This window comes from Phyllobacterium sp. (genome assembly GCF_037994405.1).
In the GTDB taxonomy this organism is placed as follows: domain Bacteria; phylum Pseudomonadota; class Alphaproteobacteria; order Rhizobiales; family Rhizobiaceae; genus Phyllobacterium.
This window is the reverse complement of the sequence record NZ_JBBNAN010000004.1, coordinates 1-26,180: the sequence shown is the minus strand read 5'-3', so window position 1 is coordinate 26,180 and position 26,180 is coordinate 1. Positions and strand designations below refer to the sequence as shown.

The window sequence follows — 26,180 nt, the reverse complement described above, 5'->3', positions numbered from 1 at the left end:
GGGGCAGGTGGTCGTTCTGGTGCTGGCTGATCGGCTTCTACGTCGCCTTCATGCCGCTCTACGTGCTCGGCCTGATGGGCATGACCCGGCGCATGCAGCACTACGACAATCCGGCTTGGCAGCCATGGCTGGTCGTTGCGGCAATCGGTGCCGTCATCATTCTGGGCGGGATTGTCTGCCAGATCGTGCAGATCGTTGTCTCGATCCGCGACCGCGAGCTGCTCCGTGTGACCGGCGATCCGTGGAACGGCCGTACCCTGGAATGGTCGACGGCATCGCCGCCGCCGGCCTGGAATTTTGCGGTCCTGCCGCAAATAGCCGAGCGGGACACGTTCTGGGTCAGGAAGCAACGCGCCAGCGCACAGCAAGCTCAACCGGTGCCACAGCATCAGTATGAGCCGATCGAAATTCCGAGGAACTCCGCAGTCGGGTTCGCCAATGCCTTCTTCGCGGTCGTCGCTGGTTTTGCACTGATCTGGCACATCTGGTGGATGGCCGGGCTGGGACTATTGGGCACGTTCCTGGCGATACTCATCTTCGCCTTTCGCGATGAGGATGAGATCGAAGTGCCGGCCGCGCAGCTTGCCCAATTCGAACGGGTTCACGAGGCGGAGGTCGCGATATGAATGTCACCGTTGCCATTGACGCTGGCGAAGCGCCGAGCGCAAGCGAAGCGGGTCCAGCGCCGAAGCGCATCGTCGCTGCCTACGGGTTCTGGATCTTCCTGCTGAGCGACATTGTGATGTTCTCGGCGCTGTTTGCCAGCTACGCCGTCCTTGTGCATTCGACCGCCGGCGGTCCGAACGGCGCCGAGCTGTTCAATCAAGTCAGGGTCGCCATCGAAACCGCTTGTCTTCTCGCCTCGAGCTACACGTGCGGACTGATGACACTGGCGGTCAATTCGCACCGGCGCTTGGGTACGTATCTGGGTGCTTTGCTCACATTCGCGCTTGGAGCCGCGTTCCTCGCTCTCGAGATCCGCGAATTCGCCGACATGATCGCACATGGCGCGAGCCCGCAACGCAGCGCATTTCTCTCGGCCTTCTTCACGCTCGTCGGCTGTCACGGGCTGCACGTCGCCGCTGGGCTGATCTGGCTGGTGGTGATGATGGCGCAGGTTGCATTGAAAGGCTTTCGCGCCCCGGTGCTGCGTCGGTTGCAGTGCTTTTCGCTGTTCTGGCACGCGCTCGACATCATCTGGGTCGGGCTGTTCACAGTCGTCTATCTGATGGGAGTCGCCTCATGACAACAGCAAGTTACCATCGCGCCCCCGGCGACCGGTCGATCGACGAGCAAGAGACAATTTCCTCCGGCGTGTTCGTCTATACGATCGGGCTGCTTCTTGCAGTGATCCTTACGGCCACAGCCTTCTGGGTCACCAACACATCACTGCTCTGGGCGCCGGGTATCCCGCTTGGCCTTGCCGTTCTTGCCATCGCTCAGATGGGAGTCCACGTCGTGTTCTTCCTGCACATCACGACCGGGCCGGATAACACCAACAATGTTCTGGCGCTTGCCTTTGGTGTGCTGATCGTGACGCTGGTCGTAGCGGGTTCGCTGGTCATCATGGCCAACTTGAACGGCAGCATGATGCCACCGGCCGAGCTGATGGACATGCAAATGAAGTACTGATCCTGGCGCAAAAATGCGAAGGCAAGAGCGTCGACGCGATGGACAAGTTCTTTGCAAGACCTGTGCCTCTGAAGCGTCCTGGCGCAGCATGAGAAATAGCGGAACGCTGCGTTTCTGGTAAGCCAGAGATCGGGCTTCTGCACGGCTCGCAGTTCACGGCGGACGGCAGCCTGCTCACCGGCCTTCGCATCCTTTGATGGTCTGCCTCGCCAGAGGCGACACACAGGCGGGAAACGGACCCCCTCGACTATCCGGGCGTTCGAAGGCCATAACCGGGACCTAATTGGCTTCCCGAGACAACGGCGTCATCCGGAGTCAGTGACGGCTCAAACCCAGCCGGGCTAGTCAGGCAATGTTCGCCCACACGGAAAACGAGGTCATTTACAACTGGAGTACTAATACGGCGTTGGCGTTCTCAACAGTTGCCGCGTTAGCGCTCGCAACAGGCGCAAGCGCAAAGTGGGATTTCAGCCGCGTCGTATCAAGCCCGAGGGCCCAATATATCTAGCGACAAGAACAGCATGTGTCCCCGAACTTCCGTTTGGAACGGACGCCTAGGCGCCCGCGATATCACTTGCGTTGCGACCCAGACATCGCAAGAATCTTGTTGCATATGCACTGTGGAGTTGATGAGCTCCATGGGGGCGTGCGAAAGGTACGGCATCTGGTAGATGGCGTCCACGCGTCTAGCCGCCGATTTTAGCGCCCCGCCTACATCGGCATGCTGTTCTGCAAGGCCCCGTGTCAGTGGAGACTCAGCGTCACCGTCGCTGGCGGAACGCATTTCTCTGGCCGGCCGACGCCAGCCCCGATGAGACAAAAATGCAGTACGATGCTGTCATGCGGGAGCCGATCCTGAGGCGCACGGCTTCGCCGAGTTCACCGGAGTCATTGAAGGGCGCAGCGATCTCGCTGCCGATTTTATTTTCCGCCAGTACCGTCCGTGTAGGGCTGCGTGGAGGTGGAGCGACAGTTGTCGTCTCGAATGACAGATAGTTGCCTGTGCGGCAGCTAGTCCGGATAGCGATGCAGTTCTAATTACCATCATTCCACAGGTCGGCAGCAATTCGGTAGTTCCGCTACCTCATTCCAGGCTTTCAGCCGCAACTCTGTGGCCCGACTTTATATTGCCTGATTGAAGTCCACGCCGACGTACTGGCAGATACTGTCATTGGGGAGCAGGGCTCCCGTCTCATTGTGGCGCGTCCGGGGCGATCAGCTGGCTGTGTTTTCATCATGAACGCCGAACACTGAAATACAAAGGCCGACCAAAATTACCGGCGACCTTCAGTGCTTGGTTTGCTGTGGATAAATAACGCGGCGGCCACTTGCCGGACGCAAATATCCGGACTTCAATCAGGTGGATACGCGTTAACTGCCTGATAGCTCCGCTTATGGGCATTTTAGGCCATGCGTTAAGTGCCTCACCAAATTGGCAGATTTGTTTCGTAAAACTCGGCCCTATGGTTAATTTGCGTTAACCATAAAGTTCTTGACGCGACTCGGTTCTTTCCCCAGTTTGGTTACGGTTTCTAGGGGTATCGAGTGAAATAAGCGTTACACTGATTTTGCGGTGTTAGTACCGCAACACGGCGTTAAATTTCTGTCCAGCGTTACCCCTTTGGTTTTTCTATCGAATCGGCGCATTGTTTTTCTTACGCCGGTAATATCTCAACAGGCGCAGGATCAACACGTGACCATCATGAATGCAGTGCAGACAAATAAACAGGATGGCGTGCAATTGCCGGGCGCGCCACCTCTGTCTGTTGCCGCTCCATCGGCCGACCGGGCGATTGCAGCCGATGCAGAGATGCTTTCAGCGCAATTGCAGGCGATGCGCAACCGTCTGTTCCCGCCAACCGCGCAAAAAGCCCTGCGCAAATTCACCAGCGGAGAAGCTGCAAAGCTAATCGGCGTCTCTGACGGTTATTTGCGCCAGCTTTCGATCGCCGGCGAGGGGCCGCAGCCGGAAACCGGAAGTGGAGGACGTCGGCTATACACTCTTGCTGAGATCAATGCGTTGCGCCGCCATCTAGCGGAAGCTGGGGGCGCCAAGGCGAAGACCTACCTGCCACATCGCGACCCCGCCGCCAATGAGCATATGCAGGTAATAGCGGTTACCAATTTCAAGGGCGGTTCGGGCAAGACGACCACCAGTGCACATCTCGCACAGCATCTTGCCATGGCGGGCTTCCGGGTTCTTGCGGTTGATCTCGACCCGCAAGCATCGATGTCGGCTCTGTTCGGTTATCAGCCAGAACTGGACCTGACGGGCAATGACACGCTCTATGGGGCAATCCGCTATGATGGCGAGCGTCGCCCTCTGCGAGATATTATCTGCAAGACTTATTTCGATGGACTCGATCTTATTCCGGGCAATCTGGAATTGCAGGAATTCGAACATACAACGCCGCAAATGCTGGCCGACCGCCAGCATGGCACGCAGCAAAGCATTGAACAGCAATTGTTCTTTGCGCGCGTTCAGGCCGCCTTGGATACTGTTGCGGATGACTATGACGTCGTTGTCATCGACTGTCCGCCGCAGCTCGGTTTCCTGACGCTGTCAGCCTTGTGTGCCGCGACGTCGGTGCTGGTCACTGTCCATCCACAAATGCTGGACGTCGCGTCGATGAGCCAATTTCTGTTCATGACGGCGGATCTGCTTGCGGTAGTGCGCGAAGCGGGCGGTGAACTCAATTTCGACTTTATGCGCTACTTGATCACCCGCTTTGAACCCAATGATGCGCCGCAGCAACAGATCGCCGGTTTCCTGCGTTCCTTGTTTGGCGATCGTGTTCTAACCTCATCCGTCGTCAAATCGACTGCTTTCTCCGACGCTGGCCTGACCAAGCAGACGCTTTACGAGGTATCCCGTGACAGCTTCACCCGCGCCACCTATGACCGTGCGATCGAATCTCTGACATCCGTGAACGCAGAAATCCAGGGCCTGATTTTCAGGGCTTGGAACAGGCAGGTGTGAGGGCGCGACGATGACAGATAGAAATCGTAGGGACCAATTGAGAGCGCTGTTCGGAACGGTAGAAAGTATCCCGGTACCTAACCCAAAGACAGTTGAACACACACCAGCACAACAAGGTGGTTCGGTAGAGCCGCTGAAGCCACGGGCGGCTTCTGGTGCGGTAAAGGCTATGGGCTTGTCCCTGGGCGGCATCTCGCGGGAAATCGAAGACGCTCGCAGGCTGAAGGATAGTTTGGAAGGTGCCGAGCGTGTTGTCGACATCGATCCGGCGCTGGTTGAAAGTTCCTTCATTGAGGACAGGCTCAGCCATGATACCGGATTTGATGAGAGCTTTGAGGAACTAGTCGAGAGCATCAGGCTCAATGGACAGCAGGTGCCAATCCTGGTTCGCCCGCATCCAGATAGGCCCGGGCACTATCAGACCGCCTATGGTCATCGCCGCCTTCGGGCCGCCGTCCGCGTGGCCAAACCGGTGCAGGCCATCGTTCGCGACCTGACGGATGCCCAACTGGTGCTGGCGCAAGGCAAGGAAAACACCGAGCGACGCGACTTGTCATTTATCGAACGGGCCTTCTTCGCTCGAAACCTTGTTGAGCGCGGTTTCGAGCGCGGACTGGTGCAGGATGCGTTGTCACTCGACAAGGCAGAGATGACACGGTTTCTGCAAGTGGCGGCCTCCGTTCCGGCTTCGATCGTGCGTGCTATAGGGCCGGCGCCGAAGATTGGACGTCCACGCTGGGTACGTTTCGCGGAACTACTCAAGTCCGAAGCTGCAAAACAGGCAGCGCTGAACGAAATCGCCCTGTATGTGTTCAAGGCCGCAGACAGCAATTCACGTTTTAACCGCGTCTTCGAACGGTTGCTGAAACAGGTGGAGCCTGCCGCAGCGCCGGCGCGAAGCGCACCGACCTCCTTTCGGCAAAGCAGAGACGCCGAGATCAGTTCCATCGCGGAATTGCATTCGCACGAGGGAAGACCTGTTCTCACCTTTACCGTGCACGCACCGAACGGCTTTGCCGAATTTGTAGCGTCGGAACTGGATCAGCTCTTGAGCCGCTTCAAGAACCACAATGGCGGACGAGAGAGCTGACTGCTTTGAGTTTTGAGTAAGCGTTAAACTAAGCGAGAAAAGAGAAGGAACCACGGCAAGAAAAAAGGCCCCCAGAACGTTACCGCCCCGGAAGCCCTCTTCAATGTAGCAATTCGAGAGAATCACTTCCGCTCAGACTTGTCAAGAGTCGGACACGTTCCGGCAACGGTTTTTGCTTGCCTCAATTCGAGGTAGAGAGACATGACTGATCGTTTTGCAACGACGCCATTTGGCGGGCGGTCGTTATCGCACGCCATGTTTGCGGTGCAGGAAAAGACGGCACGAGCGCGCGAAAAGCTTGCATATTCGGATAGCAATCATCCGGAAAAGTGGGCGCTTTTGCGTTCGCTGACAGAAGCCCGCGCCGCATTCTTCCTTTCAGACCGCACAATTGCGGTTCTCGAAGCCTTGTTGAGCTTTTATCCGGATACATTGCTCGACGGCAGCGCGCCGCTGATCGTCTTTCCATCTAATGCAGAGCTTTCCATGCGAACCCGCGGCATGTCTCCAGCGACGATCCGCAGGCACCTGGCATCGCTTGTGGAAGCAGGATTAATCATTCGCCGTGACAGTCCCAATGGGAAGCGCTACGCAAGGCGCGGAGAGACCGGTGAAATCGACCACGCCTTTGGTTTTGACTTGTCTCCATTGGCTCTGATGGCCGATGAAATTGAGGCTCATGCTGTGGATGCGCGCAATCTGGCTCGGGCTATTCATCGCGTTCGCAGCGAGATCACCATTCACCTGCGGGATATATCGAAGACGATCGATGCCGGTTTGAGCGAAGAGCGTCCCGGCGACTGGGAAACCTACGCAGAGGAACTTGCAGCCCTCTCGGGACGGGTAAGCAGGCATTTGCCGCTGGAGACGTTGCGCAGGCGCTGTGACGCCCTCGCGAGCTTGAGGGTCAAGGTTGAGAAGGCCTATCTCGAATCCTTGTCAGACGTAGAAATGCGCGCCAGTGACTCTATTTTTGAGCACCATATTCAGAATTCAAATTTAGACCACCAATTTGAAAGGGCCTCAGAAAAAGGCCAGAAGCAAATGGTTGAGCAGAAAACTGACAACAGCGAACCTGGTAGGGCACTAGCATTGAGCAAAATGCTCAAGCACCTGGAGAAAGCACGACGAACCGGGATGCACAGGAGTGCCCCTGATGGCGATGGGCCGAAATTGGAAATGAAATCTGTTCCGATCAGCTTGGAGGCGGTGTTGAGCGCTTGCCCGCAAATGAGGGATTATGCTCGCGACGGTATCGAGGATTGGCGTGACCTTGCGCAAACGGCCGGCTTGGTCCGGTCAATGCTGGGTGTGTCGCCCGACGCTTGGCAAAGAGCGCGCGAAGCCATGGGCGAGATCAACGCCTCGATTACGATCGCTGCGATCCTCGAACGTGTTGGAGAAATCCGCTCGCCGGGCGGTTACCTGCGAGCGCTGACAGACCGAGCAGAGATAGGCCAGTATTCGGTACTGCCGGTAATCAAAGCTCTCAGGGGAGAAGCCCGTGTCTGATTTTTGGGTTGGGAACGGGTACCAAAGCACCCGATCCGGTGAGCACTTATACCACTGCGGTCAACGCGACGTCAGGTCGTCGGGCAGGTCGCGATTGTGGAATTTGCGGAAGAGGTCACGTAGCGTGCCATTGGCGAAGTTAGTCTTCACCCAGCCATTGAGCCAATCCTGAAGCGGCTTTTCACCCTTTGGAATTGCAATGCCGAGATTGGTCTCGGCCTGTGTGAATTTTAGCTCAAGTGGCTTGGCGGTGCGCTTGGCGTTGATGCCTCCTAGAACGGCTGATTGGCTTGAGATGATATCAACCTGCCCGGTGACGGCAGCTGTTATGAGGGTAGCATCATCTTCAAAACGGGCAATCTGGGCACCTGGGGCATTCTTGGTAATGTCCATGTCATTGGTGGTAGCGCGAGTCACCCCGATCCGCTTCCCGGCGAGATCTGCATAATTCTTGATGTCGACCTCTTTGGGTGCCGCTACGATAATGCTGAGCGTTGCGTAAGGAACCGAATAATCGATCGCTTTCTTACGCTCCTCGGTGATGCCCAGCGCCGATACGAGGAGATCGGCCTTGCCAGTCTGAACGGTTGGAACACGGGCAGCATTGGTGATCTCGACTAACTCAAGCTTCGCTCCGAGATCATTGGCAATCAGTCGTGCGGTCTCAACATCGGAACCCGTCGCTTTCATCTCGCCGTCAACAAAAGAATATTCCGGACTTCCCATGGCAACTGCAATGCGCACCTTTCCAGACTTCTTGATGTTTTCAAGAACGTCTGCATGGGCTGCAGAACCCAGAACCAATATGATCGCGCTTGCCGCAACTGCAAATTTCATCAACGTCTTCATTGTCTCTCTCCCATTATTGATTTGGATTGGTATTATTGTCTCGGCTCGAATGCCGGATAGGTCATAGGCCGTTGGCCAGAAATTCCTTCAGCTCTTGAGTCTGCGGCTTGCCAAGCATGTCACCCGTGCCGACCTCCCAGACCCTGCCGGTGTTCATGTAGACGACGCGGTTTGCAACCTTGCCGGCAAAGGCCATTTCATGGGTCACGACGATCATGGTCATGCCACCCTTGGCAAGGCCCTCCATGACGCGGAGGACTTCTCCTGTAAGCTGAGGATCGAGAGCAGATGTCACTTCGTCGAAAAGCATTACCTTCGGCTGCATAGCGAGCGAGCGGGCTATAGCCACACGCTGCTGCTGGCCGCCGGACAACTGTTCGGGATATGCGTCGATTTTCTGCAGAAGACCGACTTTTGCGAGAACGGCCCTCGCTGTTTCCATGGCTTCACTGCGCGATGCATTCTTGACGCGGCGAAGGGCCAGCATGATGTTCTCTGCAACATTCATGTGCGGAAACAGATTATAACTCTGGAACACCATACCAACGTCTTGGCGCAACGCGCGGATATTGAGGTTGGGCGCTTCCACACGGTGGCCGCAGACTTCGATCGACCCGCCCTGGATCGTTTCGAGCCGATTGATGCAGCGGAGTGCTGTGCTCTTGCCGGATCCTGACTGCCCGATCAGTGCCACCACTTCCCCGGCTGCCACGTCGAATGACACGCCTTTGAGAACCTCGACGGTTCCAAAACGCTTGATCACTCCGGTGAGTTTAACGACGGCCGACATTCAGTTTCCTCTCAAGTGAGCGACTCAAAAGCGAAAGCGGATAGCAGACGCAAAAATAGAAGGCTGCTGCGATCCCGAAGACGAGAAATGGCTGGAAAAGCGAATTGTTGATGACTTGTGCAGCACGGGTTAACTCGACAAAACCGACAACAGATGCAAGCGAGGTGTTTTTGATAAGCTGCACCATGAATCCCACCGTGGGTGGAGTTGCGATGCGCACGGCCTGCGGCAGGATCACGTCAGTGAGCGCTTGCCAGCGGGTAAGGGCAAGACATTCGGCTGCCTCGTACTGCGTGCGTGGTACGGATTCGACGCAGCCGCGCCAGATTTCACCCAAGTAAGCGCTGGAGTAAATCATCATGCCGATCCCTGCCGCCGCAAGCGGAGGAACCTCGATGCCGATTACTCCCAGACCGAAGTAAATTACGAACATCAGGATGAGCAGCGGCGTGCCCTGGATGAACTGAACGTAGAGCAATGATAGCCGCCTCAGCCAACGCATGGTCGACGTACGTGCAAGCATGACGAAGAAGCCCGCGGCTCCCCCTAAAGCAAACGCTAAAGCAGACAAGAGGACTGTCCAGAATAATCCGTTAAGCAGATAGACGAGATGATTGGCAGTAAACCCGTTGGTCATGATTTCGGCCCTCACAGCGGGGTGCCGAGCCGGCGGCGGCGCGGGAAAATTCCGAGGGCAACGAGATGAAACCCAAGACGGAGCAGGTAGGTAATCATCAGATAAAGGATCGCGATGACAATATAGGTTTCGAACGAGCGGAACGTGTAGGACTGTATGTTGTTAGCAATGCCTGTCAGCTCTTCCGCCGAGATTTGCGATGTAATGGAGGTCGACAACATCATCAGGATGAACTGGCTGGTCAGGGCCGGATATACGCGCTCGATTGCCGGCATGATGATGATGTCCCGGTAGATCTGGAAGATGGAAAGGCCAAGTGCTTCCGCAGCCTCAATCTGGCTCGGGTGCACGGCCTCCATGCCCGCGCGGACGATCTCAGCAGTATAGGCACCGACATTGATGACCATCGCGAAAACAGAAGCGAAGAAGACCGGCATCGTGACGCCAACGGACGAAAGCCCGAAGAAAATGAAGAAGATTTGAACGATAAACGGCGTATTGCGCACGATTTCGATGTAGGTACTGACGAGAAACTGCAACCAGGGAAGGCTGCTGCGACGTGCGATTGCGCACAGGACGCCTATCACGAGGCCAATGGCGACCGCAACGAGCGTCATCTCGATCGTCGTTAGGGCGCCTTGCAGGAAGCTTGGCCAGTAGGAGATAAGAGCGCCGAAATCAAACTCATAGTGCATGCCCGCGGCCCCCTAGCGCGCCAGCCAGCCGCCATCGACGGGCAGCACAGTGCCATGGACATAGTCCGATGCGTGCGACGCGAGGAAAACGGCCGCCCCGCCTATATCGGATGGCTCTCCCCACCGGCCAGCAGGGATACGCGCAAGTATCTGCGCGCTGCGCTCCTGATCTTCGCGCAAAGCTGTCGTATTATTGGTGACGAAGTAGCCGGGAGCAATCGCATTCACGTTGATGCCCCTGCCAGCCCATTCACATGCGAGAAGCCGGGTGATTCCGGCCAGACCGCTCTTCGATGCAGTATAGGAAGGTATGCGAATGCCGCCTTGGAATGAAAGCAGCGAGGCGATATTGATGATCTTGCCGCTTCGGTTTTCGATCATGTGGCGAGCGGCAGCTTGGGACAAGAAGAAGGCCGATTTGAGGTTGGTATCCATCACCACGTCCCAATCTTCTTCCGTAAAATCAATCGCGTCGTTGCGTCGGATAATGCCGGCGTTATTGACGAGAATATCAAGTCTGCCCAAAGACTTAGCGGTTTCTTCGATAATCGTGGAAACGGGAGCGATTGTTCCAAGGTCTGCTTTGATTTCGACAAAGGGAACTTTTGCCTTCTCGACGAGCTGGCGCGTTTCATCCATTGAGGACCGGCCAACCGCTACAATCGACGCTCCGGCCTGTGCCAGGGCATGAGCTATCCCCTGGCCGATACCGGTATTGGCGCCGGTGATGACAGCGACCCTGCCAGACAAATCAAACGGATTGCTCATCGCAGGGCACTCATCGGAATGTGATCCATGTCAGTGAAGCTTTTGTTGTCGCCGCCCATTGCCCAAATGAAAGCATAGTTAGCCGTCCCGACGCCGGAATGGATCGACCAGCCGGGCGACAGGATTGCCTGCTCGTTCGCGACGACGAGGTGCCGCGTTTCAGCAGGCTCACCCATCATGTGGAACACGCGCTGGTCGTCAGCGAGATCGAAATAGAGATAGGCTTCCGATCTTCGATCATGCGTGTGGCATGGCATAGTGTTCCACATGTTGCCGGGCTCTAGCTGGGTCAGGCCCATGACCAGTTGGCAACTGTCGCACACATCCGGGTGAACATATTGGAAAATTGTTCGCTTGTTGGCTGTCAACTGTTTGCCAAGCTTAAGCTGGTTCGCCTGCTCTGGTTTGATGAGCATGCTTTCGTAAGTAGCGTGGGCGGGTGTCGACAGAAGATAAAATTTAGCCGGGCGAGTGGCATCGACACTTTCGAATACGACGTCGACGATCCCCCTACCAATGTAGAGGCAGTCCCGATTGTCGAGTTCATGAACAGAACCGTCTAGCAAAACCCGGCCACTGCCACCAATGTTGATGACACCAAGCTCGCGCTGAGCCAGGAAGAATTCTTGACCGACCGCAGTTGGGGCCGTCAGCGTCAACGATTGGGTGGCGGGGACGGCGCCTCCAATGATCAGCCGGTCGATATGGCTGTACGTCAGGACAATCTCGTCAGTTTCGAAAATGTTTTCAATCAGAAAGTGACGACGCAATCCTTCCGTGTCGTACGCCCGTACCGCCTCGGGGTGGGAAACCTGTCTGACTTCAACCTTCATTTTCGCACTGTCCACGCTTGTTTGCCGACTAATTGATTTGTTACTTGTCATCGATAAAGTAATTAGGGTTCATGTTGGGCGTATCCTTCACTTCTTTCAGCATCTGGCCGAGGTGAAAGCCCATAGCTTCTGCGGCTTGCACCGCATCGTGCCTGCGAATCCCATCGAGGATTGCTTCGTGCTCGATGATGACTCGTGTCAGGCGGCCGCGAAGTGGCAAGGTCAGACGCCGGTAGCGGTCGATCTGCATCTTGACCTGCTGGATCACATCCCAGATACCCGGAAAGCCTGCGATGCGATTGATATGAAAATGGAAATTGTTGTCCGCCAAATGAAAACGCTCGTTGTCCGATGCGGCTTCCGCCGCCGCCAGGTCGGTTATCGTCCCTTCGAGATTGATAATATCGGCTAGCTCGGCCTGTTCGGCGGCGAGCTTGACAGTGGTTTCTTCCAGAGATTTTCGAATGAGGATTGCCTCGTAGAGTGTCCGGCGGGGAATGCGGGCCACGAAGGTCCCGGACTGTGGGAAAATGTCAATGAGTCCGTCATCCGCAAGCCGCAGGACTGCCTGATGGACAGGAGTGCGGCTGACTCCAAAATCGGCAGCAATTTCCTTCTCCAGAATTGGTTCCATCGGTTTTCGGCGAAGCGAAATGATGTCCTCAAGCAGTACTTTGTAGATATGGGTAGCTGCCCGCGGCGTTGCGGCGCGCTGCTGAACATACGCGGCTTGCAGTCCAGAAAGAGGATGCGCGCGGTCGCGTTTCTTTTCGTCGTCACCAGTTTCGCGATCGCCCATCAACATAGCGTCCCGCCAGTTGCCCCGGATGCTAGGCGAGCGATCCTGCTGGCCTCAAAATGTCCGTTTTGACGCAACCCCGCCTCCCTTGACCGATTTGAAATATAAATATTCTAATATTTTAGTTTTGGCAAGTTTGCTGATCCTCTGCACATGATGATGACCGGCCGCTGCGAGCGTTAGTGCGCACCACGCCCCGTGCAAGTCAGCAGATTGTGTGTTCTCGGCGATAGAACGACAACGGGATATCGCTCGCCAGAAGGGTGGGCGATTTGTTTGCATCTTCAGGCAAGATGAGAATGACCAACGGTTCCTTGGCAGTGCCGGACCCTCAGCAATGGATCGGTTCGATCTTGTCACACCTGGTGCCTCTCTGAGCGTCGAGCATTTCAATCTCTATGATCGAGGATGGTATCAGAGCGACATTCTACGCAGGGAGCCGATCTGGAGCCGAGGCGCAGGTATCGATTTGACACCAGTCTAATCGACGCGTCCGCGCGCAGCGACTGGTGTAATCTCCACAATCCGATCACCGGAGATCAGAACGACTTCATCGAAGAGGTTTGTGACCACACAGCAATGATTGGGAATGATGCGGAGGCGATCGCCAATTTGCGGTTTCGTCTTGCAGGCGCTGAGGTCAAGCACTCCATGTTCTTCATTGAGCGACACAATGGCCGCATCCGGATAGTCTGTGATGCGCCCAAATCCCTCAAGACCCAGCGTATCGCTTGTGAGTGCCTTTGAACCGGCGTCGATGACTGCGCGGTTGTCCGTTGGTCGGCTGACAACCGTGGCGAGCACCGTCAGGGCACAGTCATCCCATGTGCCGACCCCTTTGGACACTTGAAAGCGGTCCATATAGATGTAGGTGCCAGGACGATGTTCAGTGGCACTCGTTACTTCGTGTGCTCGCCACATGTCTGGTGAGCCGCCGTTGGAAATTACGCGTGGATCAAGACCGGCTGCGAGCGCCTTTTGCTTGGCATCGGCCAAGAAGGCTTCCGTTTGCTTTATTGTGCTGGTTTTGGGAAACGTCATGAAGCCGGCGAAGCGGAGTCCTTCGGATGCATCGATCAGCTTCGCCAGCTCTGCTGCTTCATCAGGCGTCTGCACGCCGCAACGGCCCATACCGGTGTCGCACTCGACGAGAACGTTAAGCGGCTTCCTCGTGCCGTTGAATGTCTCCGCAAGACCCCGGATGGTCACTTCGCTATCCGCCGTGACAGCAATTTTGACGCGCTCGTTCAGCGCGACAAGCCGGTCAAGCTTGGGTTTTCCAACGATGTTGTACGGGAGGAAGATATCGGTGATGCCTGCATCGGCCATGACTTCCGCCTCGCCGAGCTTCTGGCAGGTGATGCCCACCGCGCCAAGCTCCACTTGCCGCTTGGCAAAACGCGGCAATTTGTGCGTCTTGATGTGCGGACGTACAGCAAGTTGATGGCTATCGGCGTAGGCCTGGAAGCGCTGCAAATTGGCTTCGACCCGATCGACATCGATTAGAACGGCCGGCGTTTCGATTTCGGAAAGTTTCACTCTCTAATCTCCAAGCGGAAGGTTGGGCGCATCGCTCTTGTGCATGCCCTGAAGGTTCTTGATGCGGCGCATGCGCTCCACCGCAGGCGCGCCAATTTTCTCGGCAATGGTCATCGCAAGCATATCGGTCAAAGCGAGCAAGGCATAGCGGGCGGGCGAGGGCCGGTAGACATTGGTGCCCTCGTCTATATGGAACGGGAGTACGAGCTGCGCAGCGGATGCGAGGGAGGAGTTCGGTGCGGTAAAGGCAATTGTCTTTGCCCCATATCGACCCGCGATCGTCACTGCTTCGATCAGAGGTTTGACCTCGCCCGAAAGCGAATAGGCAACGATGACTGTATCCTTGTTGCTGATTGCCGCTGTCATTTGCTGCATCTCGCCGTCGATATGCGAGGACGCCAGAACGCCGAGCCGGAACAATCGGTTCTCAAGTTCGGTCGCAGCCATTGATGAAGCGCCGCCTGAACCGTATGCCCGAACCATGCCGGCTTGCGCGACGATTCCTGCCGCACGCTCGAGATCATTGCGGTCAATTAGTTTGCTGACCGTTTCGATGGCATCGATGGCGCTATTGGCGATAGTCGCAGGGACGCCGGTCCGGTTCTCCGGCGCCGGTCCTGCGATTATAAAACGCCCGGCTACTGCCAGTGATTGCGCCAGCTTCACCTTGAATTCGCGGGTCCCCTCGAAACCAAGCGTCCGGCAGAAACGGGTGATTGTAGGCTCGCTCACTCCAGCTTTCTCCGCGAGCCGCTCGATTGATGCATGGGTGGCAAAATCGGCATCTGACAGGATCGCCGCCGCAACCCGTTGGTCGGATCGCTGGCCGTTATCGGCTATTTCCCGCAAGCGGGCGACGATGTCGAAATGGGGCGATGCCATGTTCGGTTCAGATCCGTGTTCCTGTTTTGCGGTCAAAGACATGCACTTTTGCCGGATCGATCGCCAGCATCATTTGACTACCCGGTTCAGGATCGACGCGGTCGCGAAAGACACAACGCACGCCGACGCCGGCGATCGTGCCAAAGATATGCGTTTCCGAGCCAGTGGGTTCGACAACGGCGACCCGATAAGGGCTACCCTCATCGTTACCGGCAAGCCGGAAATGTTCGGGGCGAATGCCGATTTCGATCTCCTGCCCGGATAAAGCATTTGTGTCGCCGACAGGTATAGCTAAGCCGTCTGCAGTCCGCACCCGCGGCTTGTCATCGCCACGTTCCAGCGTACCGGGGATAAAATTCATGGCTGGCGATCCGAGAAATCCGGCAACGAACTTGTTGGCCGGCCTGTCGTAAAGTTCGAGTGGCGAACCAGATTGTTCGATGCGTCCGCCATTCATGACGACGATCCGGTCCGCCATGGTCATCGCTTCGATCTGATCATGGGTGACATAGACCATCGTGGTTTTCAATTGCTGGTGCAGCGCCTTAAGTTCCGTCCGCATCTGGACGCGCAACTTGGCGTCGAGGTTTGAAAGCGGCTCGTCAAATAGGAACAGGTCGGGTTCGCGTACGATCGTCCGGCCCATTGCAACGCGCTGGCGCTGCCCTCCCGAAAGCTGGCGCGGCAATCGATCGAGATAGTCATGGAGATTGAGCGTCTCTGCCGCCTTGTTGACTTTCGCGTCTATTACCCCGTTGGCTTCCCGGCGTATTTTCGGACCAAAGCCGATATTCTTGCGCGTGGTCATGTGTGGAAACAGCGCATAGCTCTGGAACACCATGGAGATATTGCGCTGCTGTGGTGCCAGACCGTTTGACAGGCGGTCGCCGATCCACAGTTCGCCCGACGAAATGTCGTCAAGACCGGCAATCATCCGCAACAGCGTGGATTTACCGCAGCCCGACGGACCGATGAGAACGAGAAATTCACCGTCGCGTACGTCAAGGTCGATGCCATGGAGCACGTTCATCGCGCCATAGGATTTGACGAGTTGTTTGATCTGCAATCCCGCCATCTCAATTTCCCCCAGCAAGAACGTCATTGATGAAACGCAGATTTCCGGCCGTCAGTCCAGCGTCGACCGCGAGTGCCGTACCGGTAATGCCAGATGCAGCTGGCGAGGCCAGGAAAAGAGCGGCATTGGCCACCTCCTCGGGTGTCACCATGCGCCCCAGCGGGTAATGCGGCAATACTTTTGCCAGGAGCTCTGGCTGCTTTTGCAGACGGTGATCCCAAGCTGGAGTCCGTACCGATCCCGGGCAGATCGCATTGGCGCGGATGCCGTAGTGCCCGCGTTCGACCGCGAGTGCCTTCACGTAGGAAATCAGCCCGGCCTTGGCCGCAGAATAGGCGGGATTGCCGAAATGACTGAGGCCATTGACCGAGGAGATGAACACAACATTGCCGCTGCCGCGCGCGCTCATCGCGTCAATGATCGGCGCTGTCACATGGAACGCGCCGTTGAGATTGATCGCAATCTCGCGCTCCCAGACCTCACTATCCACCTGATCAAGGGTTTCACCTCGCGTGAAACCCGCATTGTTAATTAATGCGTCTGGTGCGCCGTGGCCTTTGATGAAATCGCCGACAACCTTAGACGTTTCCCCCTTGTTGGTAAGATCGAAGACAAGCCGATGTTCGAGGGGTAACTGCTCCATAGCAAGGAGTTGCTGATCGGCGCCGGAGACAATCGCGCCGGCTGCTGTGAACGCCGCGACAAGTGCCTGGCCAATCCCACCGCCAGCACCGGTAATGAGGACATGCTTGTCCTTGAGACCGGAAAAATCTTTGAAACTTGAAGAGGTCATGAGCGGGCCTGTCTGATGTTCCCTGACGTGCGGTTCAAGCCCGCTTGTTGCCCAGCTAATGGCTAGAAATGAAAAAAAGCAACATAAAAATCTTCATCCAGGACTAAATACTGACTTGCATGAAATTAAATTACATTTGAATATGGTCGAGTCAATTAAAGTCGCGTTCGGGAAAATGTTGGAGCAATTCCCGGACAGCGCCGAAAAAGGTTGCCAAGGCAACCAGAACAAGGGGATTAAAGATGACGATCAAACAGAAATTATGCCTTCTCGCGGGGGCAAGTCTTGTTGCCTTCAGCACGAGTGCCTTTGCTGAGAGCACCGTGCGCGTCACCATTGCCGAATACAGCAAGGGGACCGGTCCCTATTTCGAAGAGGCCGCCAAGGCTTTCGAGGCTGCCAATCCCGACACGAAGATCCAGATCGAAGTGGTGCCGTGGGAGAATCTTCAGCAGAAGCTGACCACCGATATTTCCGCCGGCGCCAATGCGGATCTTTCGATTATCGGCACGCGCTGGCTGCTCGACTATGTCAAGGCGGGTATCGTCGCGCCTTTGGACGAAAACATCAAGCCCGACTTCAAGGCCCGGTTCATTGAGACATTCCTTTCGCCATCCGTCATGAACGGCAAGGTCTATGGGCTGCCGATCGCGGCGTCAGCCCGCGCCATGTATTACAACAAGGACATATTTGCCAAGGCAGGCATCGATGCGCCGCCGGCAACGTGGGCCGAATTCAAGACTGACGCGGAAAAGATCAAGAAGCTTGGCGGTGAGACTTATGGTTTCGGGCTCCAGGGCAAGGAAATCGAGACCGACGTCTATTTCTATTATGGCATGTGGTCGAATGGCGGCGAGATCGTCAAGGACGGCAAATCGGGGCTCGATTCACAAGCAGCCATCGATACGGCAAAGCTTTACAAGAGCTTCATAGATGAAGGGCTCACCCAGCCGGGCGTTACCTCCTATGCGCGCGAAGACGTGCAGAACCTGTTCAAGCGGGGCAAGGTTGCGACGGTTATCACCGCGCCATTCCTGTCCAACCAGATCAAGAACGAAGCGCCGAATCTCAAATATGGCGTCGCGCCCATCCCAGCTGGTCCGAACGGTGACAAGGGCACCTATGGCGTTACCGACTCCATTGTGCTGTTCGAGAACTCCAAGAACAAGGAAGCTGCCTGGAAGTTCCTGGATTTCCTCTTCACCACCGAACAGCGCACCAAATTCGACAAGGTCGAAGGTTTTCTTCCTGTCAACGTGGAAGAGTCCAAGGATCCCTACTTTGCGGACAACGTCGATCTGAAGATCTTCACCTCTTTGCTGCCCAATGCACGCTTTGCGCCGGTTATTCCGGGCTGGGAGGACATCGCGCAGACGACCTCCAATGCCCTCCAGAAAATCTATCTGGGGCAGGGTGAGCCCGAAGCAACACTGAAAGAGGCAGCCGAGAAGATCAACGCCACACTGAAGTAACCCGGAAACGGGGAGGATGGCTTTTGGCCATCCTCCCGGTTCATTCCTCGCAACCCGCCAAGCGATCAGTCAAGGAATTTGACGCCGATGCAACGGGCCACAGCCCCATATTTTCTGATTCTGCCGAGTTTCCTGCTTGCCGCCGCCATCATCCTTTGGCCGCTCAAGGAAATCGTGTCGTTGTCGCTGCATGATGTGAACCGCTTCGGCATGCTGCGCGATTTCATCGGCCTTGAGCACTTCCGCGTCTTGTTCGCCGATCCCGATTTCATTGCCGCCACGTGGAGAACGCTTGTCTGGACCGCAGCGGTCGTGCTCGGAACGCTGATCGTTTCGGTTCCGATCGCACTCATCCTCAATGAGGATTTCTACGGCCGCGGCATTGCACGTATCTTGATCATGTTGCCCTGGGCGATCTCCCTGACAATGACCGCCATCGTCTGGCGCTGGGCCCTTAACGGCGAAAGTGGCATGCTCAACTCGGCCCTGCGCGACCTTGGCCTCATCAACACCAATATCCAGTGGCTGGCCGAAGCGTCGACCGCATTCCCGATGCAGGTTCTCATCGGTATCCTCGTCTCGGTCCCATTCACCGTGACGATCTTCCTTGGCGGCCTCTCCTCCGTGCCGGATGATCTTTACGAGGCAGCGGCGACTGAAGGTGCAGGGAGCTGGGACCAGTTTCGGTTGATCACCCTGCCGCTGCTGAGGCCTTTCATCAACATCGCCTTCGTGCTGAACACTATTTACGTTTTCAATTCGTTCCCGATCATCTGGGCAACGACGCAGGGCGGACCGGCCAATTCAACCGACATTCTGGTCACCTATCTCTACAAGGTCGGATTCCGGATCGGCAGGCTCGGCGAGGCGGCCGCCGTATCGCTGATCATGTTCGCCATCCTTCTGGTCTTCACGATCATCTATGTGCGGCTGGCCATGCGCGAGGAAAAGGCATGAACAAGAAACTGAAACGCTCGATTCTGTTCTGGCTTTTTCTATCGCCGATTGTCGTGGTGATCCTGTTTCCCTATGCGGTGATGACGATCACCTCGCTGAAATCCGCCACGGAGGTGCTCAACCCGGACTGGTGGCCATCGGAACTGCACTGGCAGAACTTTCCTGAGATGTGGCGGACATCGGGAATAGCCGAGGCGCTCGCCAATTCGCTCTACGTTTCAAGCCTGTCGACCGCACTGACGATTCTTGTCTCGATTCCAGCAGCCTATGCGCTTAGCCGCTATCAGTTTGCTGGGCGCGATGCCTTCCGCCAGTTCCTGCTGATTTCGCAAATGCTGTCGCCGATCGTGCTTGTCATTGGCCTGTTCCGGCTGGTTGCCGGCGCCGGCATGATCGATAGCCTGAACGTGCTGGTGGTTATCTACACCGCATTCAACATCGCCTTTTGCGTATGGATGCTGCAAAGCTATTTCTCCACAATTCCACGCGATCTCGAAGAAGCCGCATGGATGGAAGGCGCCAGCCGCTGGCGTACGCTCGTCGCCGTGTTCCTGCCATTGGCTGTCCCGGCCATGGTGGTCACTGCCATCTTTACATTCATCAACGCCTGGAACGAATTCGTCATCGCATTGACGATGCTGCGTACGGAGGGCAGTTACACTCTGCCGATCCGGGTCTTCTCACTGGTAGCGGGCCGCTATACGGTCGACTGGCACTATGTCATGGCCGCGGCGTTCGTGGCTTCGGTTCCCGTTGCCTTTCTTTTCGCCTGGTTGCAACGTTACCTGGTCCGTGGTCTTTCCATCGGCGCCGTCAAATAATCACGAAACAGGGATTTCCCATCATGACCAAGCAACACTTCGGATCGTCGCATGTGCCGCTGTCACCGGCAGTGCGTGCCGGCGATTTCATCTATATCTCCGGACAGGTGCCGGTCGGCGCTGACGGGACCGTCATTATCGGCGGCATCGAGGCGCAGACGAAACAGGTGATGGAGAACATCAAGGCCGCGCTTGCCTTGGCAGGTGCGGAGCTTTCCGATGTGGTGAAGACTTTCGTCATTCTCGAAGATGCGCGCGAATTCGCAGCCTACAACAAGATCTATGCTACCTATTTCCCGCAAAATCCACCGGCCCGAACGACGATTGAATCGCGCCTGATGATCGACATCAAGATCGAGATCGAAGCCATCGCCTACAAACCCCTCTGATAAACCGACAAACAGGCATACCATGCGCATTTTTACCGCCTCGCTCGCGACAGAAACCAACACCTTCTCCCCCGTGCCGACAGACCGCGCCAGCTTTGAAATGGCGTTCTATGCGGGTCCGGGCGAGCATCCCGAGACGCCGACACTGTGTTCGGCACCGATGGTCGTGCTGCGGCGCCGGGCAATAGCTGAAGGCTTCGAACTGATTGAAGGCACAGCCACGTGGGCAGAGCCGGGCGGATTGCTGCAACGCCAGGCCTACGAGGGCCTGCGCGACGAAATCCTTGGACAGTTGCGGGCGGCAATGCCGGTCCATGGTGTCGTTCTTGGCCTGCACGGCGCCATGGTGGCGCAGGGTTATGACGATTGCGAGGGTGATCTGCTCGAGCGGGTTCGTGCCATTGTCGGTCCGGATGTGCTCGTGGCGTCGGAACTCGATCCGCATAGCCATCTCACCCGCAAACGGGTGGAGAACGCCAACATTCTCGCTGCTTTTCTCGAGTTCCCGCATACAGATTTCTACGAGCGCGGCGAGCATGTGGTCGACCTCGCCCTGCGAGGTCTCCGCGGTGAAATCAAGCCGGTAATTTCAACGTTCGATTGCCGCATGATCGGCGTCTATCCGACAAGCCGCGAGCCGATGCGCTCCTATGTCGACCGTCTGAAGGCGCTGCAAGGCCAGGACGGTATCCTCTCTGTTTCGCTTATCCATGGCTTCATGGCGGGCGATGTCCCGGAACTCGGAACGCAAATCATGGTCGTTACCGATAATAATGCTGAAAAGGGTGCGCGGCTGGCGGAAAAGCTTGGCATGGAACTGTTCGCGATGCGGGGCACGACCGCGATGCCGATGTTCGACACCGAGACGGGGCTGGACGCAACCGTTGCACTCGCCGCAACGAAACCGGGCAAGCCGGTCGTTGTTGCGGACGTATGGGACAATCCCGGCGGCGGCGTCGCGGGAGATGGCACACTCATCCTGAGGCGTATCATCGAACGCGGTATCGGTAATGTCGCCGTGGCGACTATCTGGGATCCAATCGCAGTCACGTTCTGTCGTGCGGCCGGTGAGGGCGCACTTATCCAGCTGCGTTTTGGCGGCAAGGCGGGCCCCGATGGGGGTGCGCCAATCGACGCATGTGTCGAGGTTCTAAAGGCTGTCGAGGAAGGCTGGCAAAGCTTTGGCAAGAGCCGCGTCACGCTCGGACCTGCTGCCGTCATCCGTCTTGCGGGGACGGATATAGAGGTGATCCTCAATACCAACCGCACACAAGCTTTCGAGCCGGATATCTTCTCCAACCTCGGCATTGATCCACAGTCGAAGGACATTCTGCTGGTCAAGTCAACGAACCATTTCCATGCCGGCTTCGAACCGGTCGCGGCGCAGATCATCTATATCGATGCGGGTGCGCCCTATCCATCCAACCCGAAGAAGACCGACTATCGCAAGCTTTCACGCGAGATCTGGCCAAGGGTGGAAATGCCGTTCTGATTGTCAAAGAGCCGGTGTGCCTATCCCGTGCCACGCCCGCTTTTGCGTCTGGCCATTGAGATCGCGGGAAGACGGGCGGTCGCCGAAGCGCGTCTTGTAGATAAGTATGCGATCTGAAGACCGCCCGTCTGGCGACTTTTTACACCCCCCGTCCGTTCCGCTTGGGAGGCCTCGGCTACCCAACGAGTGCCATTTGCGGCATTCCATTTTCCTGCAATCAATCCACCTCCCTCATCCTGAGCCCCGTCGAACCACGCAGTGATGGACCTGCCAAAACCTGAATTGACTCGCGCTTCCATTCGTGCTGAATTGGCACAATGGTCCAACCAATTAGGTGAAGCGTTTCGTGATCAGCCCGATCCTTTCCCCAGTACACACACCATCGCGTGACGACGCTGTGTTGCATGCGCTGGTGGATTTCGTGACGGGAGAGGGCTTGAAGCCGGGAGACCGTCTACCGACTGAGCGCGTCCTTGCCGAACATCTGAAAGTGAGCCGAACGACCGTGCGCGAGGCGCTGACGCGCTGGCAGGAGCTTGGCCTTGTCGAGCGGCGCCAAGGCAGCGGCACATATCTGAAGGCGGCCGTAACGCGCAACATGCTGCACCTGCCGCTGACACTGCCCTCCGGCAACGACTTCAACAGCCTGATGCACACGCTGGAAATCCGTCGGGGCCTCGAGGCCGAAGCAGCGGTTCTTTGCGCCGAGCGAGCAAGCGATGAAGACATCACCTTCATCGAGCAGAAGCTGATCAAGATGGAAGAGGCCTTCCATGCCCGTCATGGCATGTCCGCCGACGAGGACTGGGACTTTCACCTTGCGGTGTTCCGCACCTCCGGCAACCCATTGTTCGAGCAGATAATCGCCGCCATGTACGAGATGTTCCACCGGTTCTGGGAGCATCCGCTTGGCGTGCGGGATTTTGGTCACGCCAGTTTTCCGTACCACCGTACCCTGTTCAACGCCATCGCCGCCCGTGATCCGGCCGGGGCGAGGGCCGAAGCATTGAAACTGATTGCCACCGTCGAGGATGACCTCAAGCGCGGTGCCGAAAACCTGAAAAAGCAGAATAAGAAGAGCCAAGCATGAGCGACAACCCCTATTTCCACGATCAGGACATGATGGCGCAAGCAGCAACACTGCTCGCCCATGACGAGCCGTTCCCCGGCGGCTCGGTGGTCCCGCCGATCTACCAGACATCGCTCTTCACTTTTGCAAATTATGCGGAGATGGCTGACGCCTTTGCCGGACGCAAGCGTCAGCCGATGTATTCGCGCGGCGATAACCCGACCGTGATGGAGTTCGAAAGCAAGATCGCCGCGCTTGAGGGTGCGCAGGCGGCACGCGCGTTCTCAAGCGGCATGGGCGCCATCAGTGCGATGGTGCTCGCCTTTGTCGGCGCTGGAGACCGCATCGTCGCTGTGCGCAATTGCTATGGCGATGCCTACCGGCTGTTCGAGCGGCTGTTGCCGCATCTCGGCATCAAGGTCGATTATGTCGATGGTTCCGATCCGGACGCTGTGGCTGCAGCCCTCCCTGGCGCGAAGCTGCTCTACCTCGAAAGCCCGAGCTCGATGATGTTCGAGCTGCAGGACATCGCCCATTATGCACGCCTCGCCAAGCAGCATGGCGTGGTGAGCACGATCGACAATTCCTGGGCGACGCCGCTGTTCCAGAAGCCGATCGCGCACGGAATCGATCTCGTCATGCATTCGGCCTCGAAATATCTCGGCGGTCACAGCGATACAGTGGCTGGCGTGGTTGCCGGCTCGAAAGAGATGATCGACCGGATCAATGGCCGCACCTATTCGTATCTTGGTGCGAAACTATCGCCCTTCGAGGCCTGGCTGCTCTTGCGTGGTCTGCGGACGCTAACGCTACGCTTGCCGCATCACATGAGGAGCGGGCTGACCATTGCCGAGCGGCTGAAGGCGCATGACAGCGTCGAACGGATCATGCATCCCGCCTATTCCAATCATCCGGGCAAGGCGACTTTGTCCGGCTATTCAGGCCTGTTTTCCTTCGAGGTAACCGAGGACATCGACGTGCCGACCTTCATCGATGCGCTCAGGATATTCCGCATCGGCGTCAGCTGGGGCGGTCACGAAAGCCTCGTCGTACCGGCGCTTGCCTCGTTGCAGCAGACGCCCGATGCCAATTCGATCGGGCGCTTCGGTGTTAGCCCGCGAACCATCCGCCTTCATGTGGGACTCGAAAGTGTAGAGGAGCTTTGGGCGGACCTCACCAATGCACTGACAAAAGCAAAACGCTGAACGTTTTAAAATGGGAGCTAGATAATAATGCAAAAACGAATGGGAACATTTCTGGCAGGTGCGATCGCTGCCCTGTCCATGACCGTATCGGCGGCCTTCGCCGACACGACGATCAAGATGGTGGAGGTAATCTCCAGCCCGCCGCGCACCGAACTGCTGAAGAAGCAGATCGCTGGTTTCGAACAGGCCAACCCCGGCGTCAAGGTCGAGCTGGTCTCGCTGCCCTGGGGGCAGGCCTTCGAAAAGTTTCTGACCATGGTGCAGGCGGGCGATACGCCCGACATCGTCGAGATGCCGGAACGCTGGATGGGCCTTTATGCCAATAATGGCCAGCTCGAGGATCTCGGACCCTACATGGCCAAATGGAAGGATGCCGGGACACTTGGTGATCGCGCCAAGCAGTTCGGTTCCGTCGTCGACAACAAGCAGTACATGATCCCCTATGGCTATTATGTCCGCGCAATGTTCTGGAACAAGAAGCTCTTCGCGGAAGCTGGTCTCAAGGAAGCGCCGAAGACGCTTGACGAGTTCATGGAAGCCAACAAGAAGATCTCGGCGATCCAGGGCAAGTATGGCTATTGCCTGCGTGGCGGGCCCGGCGGCTTCAATGGCGTGCAGATGTTCATGAACATCGCCAATGGTAAGGGCGGATACTTCAATGCGGACGGCACGGCTACACTGAATGAGCCGGGCGCCGTCAAGGGACTGCAGATGCTGGCCGACATCTACAAGAATGGCTATGCACCTAAAGACAGCGTCAGCTGGGGCTTCAACGAGGTCGTCACCGGTTTCTATTCCGGCACCTGTGCCATGCTCGACCAGGACCCGGACGCGCTGATCGGCATTGCTGAGAAGATGAAGCCGGAAGATTTCGGCGTTGCACCACTGCCGACGGGACCGAACGGCAAGTCGTATCCGACGCTCGGCTATGCCGGTTGGGCGATGTTCGCCAATTCCAAGGTCAAGGACGATGCCTGGAAGCTGATAGGTACATTGCTCTCGCCGCAAGACAATATCGAGTTTGCCAAGAGTGTTGGCGTGCTGCCGATCCACAACGGCGCTGACAAGGATCCGTATTTCGGTTCCGAAAGCTTCAAGGGTTGGTTCCAGGAACTGAGTGATCCGAAGACATTCGAGTTCGTCACACCGCCGACCCATCTGGAAAATCTCGGCAACTTCTATGACTCCGTATCGGTCAAGAATTTCCAGGAAGTGCTGCTCGGACAGAAGACGCCCAAGGCGGTCGCCGACGAATGGGCTGCGTTCCTTACCGAACAGCAGCAGGCCTGGATGGTCAAGAACAAGAAGTAATGTGACTTGCGACGATGCTCCGGTGCCTAGCGCCGGAGCATTTCCCGTTTGCTTTCACCAACCCATCAACCGGGTGGCGAAAGTCAGGGAAGGTTTTGGCAAATGAGGGGCCGAAAAACATGGTGATGCAATCGACAGTGGCAGGTCTGCCGCAGAAAAGCGGAAGGGAAGGCGGCAAACGCCGGTTCTCCACCGCATTTGAACCATGGCTCTATCTAAGCCCGGCACTCGTCCTGCTCATGCTGGTTCTGGTGGTGCCGTTGATCTTCGGCGTCAGCTATTCCTTCCGCAAATTCTCGGCCTTCAAATCTGAATATGTCGGTCTTGCACAATACCAGGCCATGCTGCACGACAAGGTTCTGGGCGAGGCGTTGATGAACACCCTGTGGTGGACAGTTGCCAGTCTGGTTCTGCAGTTCTTTCTCGGCCTTGGCCTGGCGCTGCTGCTCGACCGGGATTTTGCCGGCAAGAAAATCGTTCAGGCGATCGTCTTTCTGCCATGGGCCGTGCCATCCTTCCTTTCGGGCCTGACCTGGGCGTGGCTGTTCAACCCGATCGTCGGTCCTTTGCCGCATTGGCTTTATGCGCTT

26 protein-coding genes are annotated in these 26,180 nt (G+C 56.8%); 15 read left to right on the top strand and 11 right to left on the bottom strand.

Translation table 11 applies throughout. The features are described from left to right. From AAAC48_RS00225 to repC, 6 genes are all read left to right on the top strand, one after another. The coding region (locus AAAC48_RS00225) for a cbb3-type cytochrome c oxidase subunit I (RefSeq protein WP_340652232.1) at positions 1-626 on the top strand (626 nt) is incomplete at its 5' end. Beyond that, complete coding sequence (gene cyoC, locus AAAC48_RS00220; RefSeq protein ID WP_340652231.1) at positions 623-1,246, top strand: cytochrome o ubiquinol oxidase subunit III; 624 nt, start codon at positions 623-625, stop codon at positions 1,244-1,246. The genes AAAC48_RS00225 and cyoC, both read left to right, overlap by 4 nt. Then, a complete protein-coding gene (gene cyoD / locus AAAC48_RS00215; protein WP_340652230.1) occupies positions 1,243-1,632 on the top strand; it encodes a cytochrome o ubiquinol oxidase subunit IV in 390 nt (129 codons plus the stop codon). The genes cyoC and cyoD overlap by 4 nt, the downstream gene beginning before the upstream one ends. A 1,702-nt stretch (positions 1,633-3,334) precedes the next feature. Beyond that, positions 3,335-4,612 (top strand): plasmid partitioning protein RepA, encoded by a 1,278-nt coding sequence (gene repA / locus AAAC48_RS00210; RefSeq protein ID WP_340652237.1) that lies wholly within the window; start codon positions 3,335-3,337, stop codon positions 4,610-4,612. Positions 4,613-4,622: 10 nt separating this feature from the next. Continuing rightward, on the top strand, positions 4,623-5,702 hold the full coding sequence (repB, locus tag AAAC48_RS00205) for a plasmid partitioning protein RepB (protein WP_340652229.1): 1,080 nt from the start codon (positions 4,623-4,625) through the stop codon (positions 5,700-5,702). Between the two features lie 201 nt (positions 5,703-5,903). Then, positions 5,904-7,214 (top strand): plasmid replication protein RepC, encoded by a 1,311-nt coding sequence (repC, locus tag AAAC48_RS00200; protein ID WP_340652228.1) that lies wholly within the window; start codon positions 5,904-5,906, stop codon positions 7,212-7,214. Between the two features lie 60 nt (positions 7,215-7,274). On the opposite strand, the gene AAAC48_RS00195 is transcribed toward repC, so the two are convergent. The 11 genes from AAAC48_RS00195 to AAAC48_RS00145 form a co-directional block, all read right to left on the bottom strand. Then, positions 7,275-8,063 (bottom strand): transporter substrate-binding domain-containing protein, encoded by a 789-nt coding sequence (locus tag AAAC48_RS00195; RefSeq protein ID WP_340652227.1) that lies wholly within the window; start codon positions 8,061-8,063, stop codon positions 7,275-7,277. A 61-nt stretch (positions 8,064-8,124) separates the two neighbouring features. Beyond that, on the bottom strand, positions 8,125-8,853 hold the full coding sequence (locus tag AAAC48_RS00190) for an amino acid ABC transporter ATP-binding protein (RefSeq protein WP_340652226.1): 729 nt from the start codon (positions 8,851-8,853) through the stop codon (positions 8,125-8,127). Further along, positions 8,837-9,490, bottom strand: a complete 654-nt coding sequence (locus AAAC48_RS00185; protein WP_340652225.1) for an amino acid ABC transporter permease — start codon at positions 9,488-9,490, stop codon at positions 8,837-8,839. The genes AAAC48_RS00190 and AAAC48_RS00185 overlap by 17 nt, the downstream gene beginning before the upstream one ends. A gap of 11 nt (positions 9,491-9,501) precedes the next feature. Then, on the bottom strand, positions 9,502-10,185 hold the full coding sequence (locus tag AAAC48_RS00180; RefSeq protein WP_340652224.1) for an amino acid ABC transporter permease: 684 nt from the start codon (positions 10,183-10,185) through the stop codon (positions 9,502-9,504). Positions 10,186-10,197: 12 nt separating this feature from the next. Beyond that, positions 10,198-10,953 carry a 2-dehydro-3-deoxy-D-gluconate 5-dehydrogenase KduD gene (gene kduD / locus AAAC48_RS00175; protein ID WP_340652223.1) on the bottom strand — a complete coding sequence of 252 codons (756 nt, stop codon included), beginning with the start codon at positions 10,951-10,953 and terminating at the stop codon, positions 10,198-10,200. Then, positions 10,950-11,786: a 5-dehydro-4-deoxy-D-glucuronate isomerase gene (gene kduI / locus AAAC48_RS00170; RefSeq protein ID WP_340652222.1), complete on the bottom strand. Its 837-nt coding sequence runs from the start codon at positions 11,784-11,786 to the stop codon at positions 10,950-10,952. Before kduI ends, kduD begins: the two co-directional genes overlap by 4 nt. Before the next feature lie 40 nt (positions 11,787-11,826). Next, the gene (locus AAAC48_RS00165) at positions 11,827-12,585 is read right to left on the bottom strand and encodes a GntR family transcriptional regulator (RefSeq protein ID WP_340652221.1); all 759 of its coding nucleotides are present in this window, start codon (positions 12,583-12,585) and stop codon (positions 11,827-11,829) included. A 480-nt stretch (positions 12,586-13,065) separates the two neighbouring features. Beyond that, positions 13,066-14,124, bottom strand: coding sequence for a D-TA family PLP-dependent enzyme (locus tag AAAC48_RS00160; RefSeq protein WP_340652220.1), 1,059 nt, complete (start codon positions 14,122-14,124; stop codon positions 13,066-13,068). A gap of 3 nt (positions 14,125-14,127) precedes the next feature. Further along, positions 14,128-15,006 (bottom strand): MurR/RpiR family transcriptional regulator, encoded by an 879-nt coding sequence (locus tag AAAC48_RS00155; protein WP_340652219.1) that lies wholly within the window; start codon positions 15,004-15,006, stop codon positions 14,128-14,130. A 7-nt stretch (positions 15,007-15,013) separates the two neighbouring features. Next, positions 15,014-16,081, bottom strand: a complete 1,068-nt coding sequence (ugpC, locus tag AAAC48_RS00150; protein ID WP_340652218.1) for a sn-glycerol-3-phosphate ABC transporter ATP-binding protein UgpC — start codon at positions 16,079-16,081, stop codon at positions 15,014-15,016. A gap of 1 nt (position 16,082) precedes the next feature. Then, positions 16,083-16,874, bottom strand: coding sequence for an SDR family oxidoreductase (locus AAAC48_RS00145; protein WP_340652217.1), 792 nt, complete (start codon positions 16,872-16,874; stop codon positions 16,083-16,085). 242 nt (positions 16,875-17,116) lie between these two features. On the opposite strand from AAAC48_RS00145, the gene AAAC48_RS00140 reads away from it, so the two are divergent. The 9 genes from AAAC48_RS00140 to AAAC48_RS00100 all read left to right on the top strand — a co-directional run. Beyond that, positions 17,117-18,346: a sugar ABC transporter substrate-binding protein gene (locus AAAC48_RS00140; protein WP_340652216.1), complete on the top strand. Its 1,230-nt coding sequence runs from the start codon at positions 17,117-17,119 to the stop codon at positions 18,344-18,346. 87 nt (positions 18,347-18,433) lie between these two features. Further along, complete coding sequence (locus AAAC48_RS00135) at positions 18,434-19,303, top strand: sugar ABC transporter permease (protein WP_340652215.1); 870 nt, start codon at positions 18,434-18,436, stop codon at positions 19,301-19,303. Then, entirely contained in the window at positions 19,300-20,124 is an 825-nt protein-coding gene (locus AAAC48_RS00130) for a carbohydrate ABC transporter permease (RefSeq protein WP_340652214.1), read from the top strand. The genes AAAC48_RS00135 and AAAC48_RS00130 overlap by 4 nt, the downstream gene beginning before the upstream one ends. Before the next feature lie 20 nt (positions 20,125-20,144). After that, on the top strand, positions 20,145-20,513 hold the full coding sequence (locus tag AAAC48_RS00125) for a RidA family protein (protein ID WP_340652236.1): 369 nt from the start codon (positions 20,145-20,147) through the stop codon (positions 20,511-20,513). Between the two features lie 22 nt (positions 20,514-20,535). Next, a complete protein-coding gene (locus tag AAAC48_RS00120) occupies positions 20,536-22,005 on the top strand; it encodes a M81 family metallopeptidase (RefSeq protein WP_340652213.1) in 1,470 nt (489 codons plus the stop codon). A gap of 349 nt (positions 22,006-22,354) precedes the next feature. Then, positions 22,355-23,095 carry a FadR/GntR family transcriptional regulator gene (locus AAAC48_RS00115; protein ID WP_340652235.1) on the top strand — a complete coding sequence of 247 codons (741 nt, stop codon included), beginning with the start codon at positions 22,355-22,357 and terminating at the stop codon, positions 23,093-23,095. Then, positions 23,092-24,279: a PLP-dependent transferase gene (locus AAAC48_RS00110; RefSeq protein WP_340652212.1), complete on the top strand. Its 1,188-nt coding sequence runs from the start codon at positions 23,092-23,094 to the stop codon at positions 24,277-24,279. Before AAAC48_RS00115 ends, AAAC48_RS00110 begins: the two co-directional genes overlap by 4 nt. 39 nt (positions 24,280-24,318) lie before the next feature. After that, on the top strand, positions 24,319-25,590 hold the full coding sequence (locus AAAC48_RS00105; RefSeq protein WP_340652234.1) for a sugar ABC transporter substrate-binding protein: 1,272 nt from the start codon (positions 24,319-24,321) through the stop codon (positions 25,588-25,590). Between the two features lie 125 nt (positions 25,591-25,715). Beyond that, on the top strand, positions 25,716-26,180 hold a 465-nt coding region (locus AAAC48_RS00100), incomplete at its 3' end, for a sugar ABC transporter permease (protein WP_340652233.1).

What these genes read in the sequence shown, in the direction of transcription:
- AAAC48_RS00110 (WP_340652212.1), top strand. Translation starts at nt 23,092, where the DNA reads ATGAGCGACAACCCCTATTTCCACGATCAGGACATGATGGCGCAAGCA.
- AAAC48_RS00135 (WP_340652215.1), top strand. Translation starts at nt 18,434, where the DNA reads ATGCAACGGGCCACAGCCCCATATTTTCTGATTCTGCCGAGTTTCCTG.
- kduD (WP_340652223.1), bottom strand. Translation starts at nt 10,953, where the DNA reads ATGAGCAATCCGTTTGATTTGTCTGGCAGGGTCGCTGTCATCACCGGC.
- AAAC48_RS00105 (WP_340652234.1), top strand. Translation starts at nt 24,319, where the DNA reads ATGGGAACATTTCTGGCAGGTGCGATCGCTGCCCTGTCCATGACCGTA.
- AAAC48_RS00130 (WP_340652214.1), top strand. Translation starts at nt 19,300, where the DNA reads ATGAACAAGAAACTGAAACGCTCGATTCTGTTCTGGCTTTTTCTATCG.
- cyoC (WP_340652231.1), top strand. Translation starts at nt 623, where the DNA reads ATGAATGTCACCGTTGCCATTGACGCTGGCGAAGCGCCGAGCGCAAGC.
- ugpC (WP_340652218.1), bottom strand. Translation starts at nt 16,081, where the DNA reads ATGGCGGGATTGCAGATCAAACAACTCGTCAAATCCTATGGCGCGATG.
- AAAC48_RS00155 (WP_340652219.1), bottom strand. Translation starts at nt 15,006, where the DNA reads ATGGCATCGCCCCATTTCGACATCGTCGCCCGCTTGCGGGAAATAGCC.
- AAAC48_RS00190 (WP_340652226.1), bottom strand. Translation starts at nt 8,853, where the DNA reads ATGTCGGCCGTCGTTAAACTCACCGGAGTGATCAAGCGTTTTGGAACC.
- AAAC48_RS00195 (WP_340652227.1), bottom strand. Translation starts at nt 8,063, where the DNA reads ATGAAGACGTTGATGAAATTTGCAGTTGCGGCAAGCGCGATCATATTG.
- AAAC48_RS00180 (WP_340652224.1), bottom strand. Translation starts at nt 10,185, where the DNA reads ATGCACTATGAGTTTGATTTCGGCGCTCTTATCTCCTACTGGCCAAGC.
- kduI (WP_340652222.1), bottom strand. Translation starts at nt 11,786, where the DNA reads ATGAAGGTTGAAGTCAGACAGGTTTCCCACCCCGAGGCGGTACGGGCG.
- AAAC48_RS00120 (WP_340652213.1), top strand. Translation starts at nt 20,536, where the DNA reads ATGCGCATTTTTACCGCCTCGCTCGCGACAGAAACCAACACCTTCTCC.
- cyoD (WP_340652230.1), top strand. Translation starts at nt 1,243, where the DNA reads ATGACAACAGCAAGTTACCATCGCGCCCCCGGCGACCGGTCGATCGAC.
- AAAC48_RS00140 (WP_340652216.1), top strand. Translation starts at nt 17,117, where the DNA reads ATGACGATCAAACAGAAATTATGCCTTCTCGCGGGGGCAAGTCTTGTT.
- repC (WP_340652228.1), top strand. Translation starts at nt 5,904, where the DNA reads ATGACTGATCGTTTTGCAACGACGCCATTTGGCGGGCGGTCGTTATCG.
- AAAC48_RS00185 (WP_340652225.1), bottom strand. Translation starts at nt 9,490, where the DNA reads ATGACCAACGGGTTTACTGCCAATCATCTCGTCTATCTGCTTAACGGA.
- repA (WP_340652237.1), top strand. Translation starts at nt 3,335, where the DNA reads ATGAATGCAGTGCAGACAAATAAACAGGATGGCGTGCAATTGCCGGGC.
- AAAC48_RS00165 (WP_340652221.1), bottom strand. Translation starts at nt 12,585, where the DNA reads ATGGGCGATCGCGAAACTGGTGACGACGAAAAGAAACGCGACCGCGCG.
- repB (WP_340652229.1), top strand. Translation starts at nt 4,623, where the DNA reads ATGACAGATAGAAATCGTAGGGACCAATTGAGAGCGCTGTTCGGAACG.
- AAAC48_RS00145 (WP_340652217.1), bottom strand. Translation starts at nt 16,874, where the DNA reads ATGACCTCTTCAAGTTTCAAAGATTTTTCCGGTCTCAAGGACAAGCAT.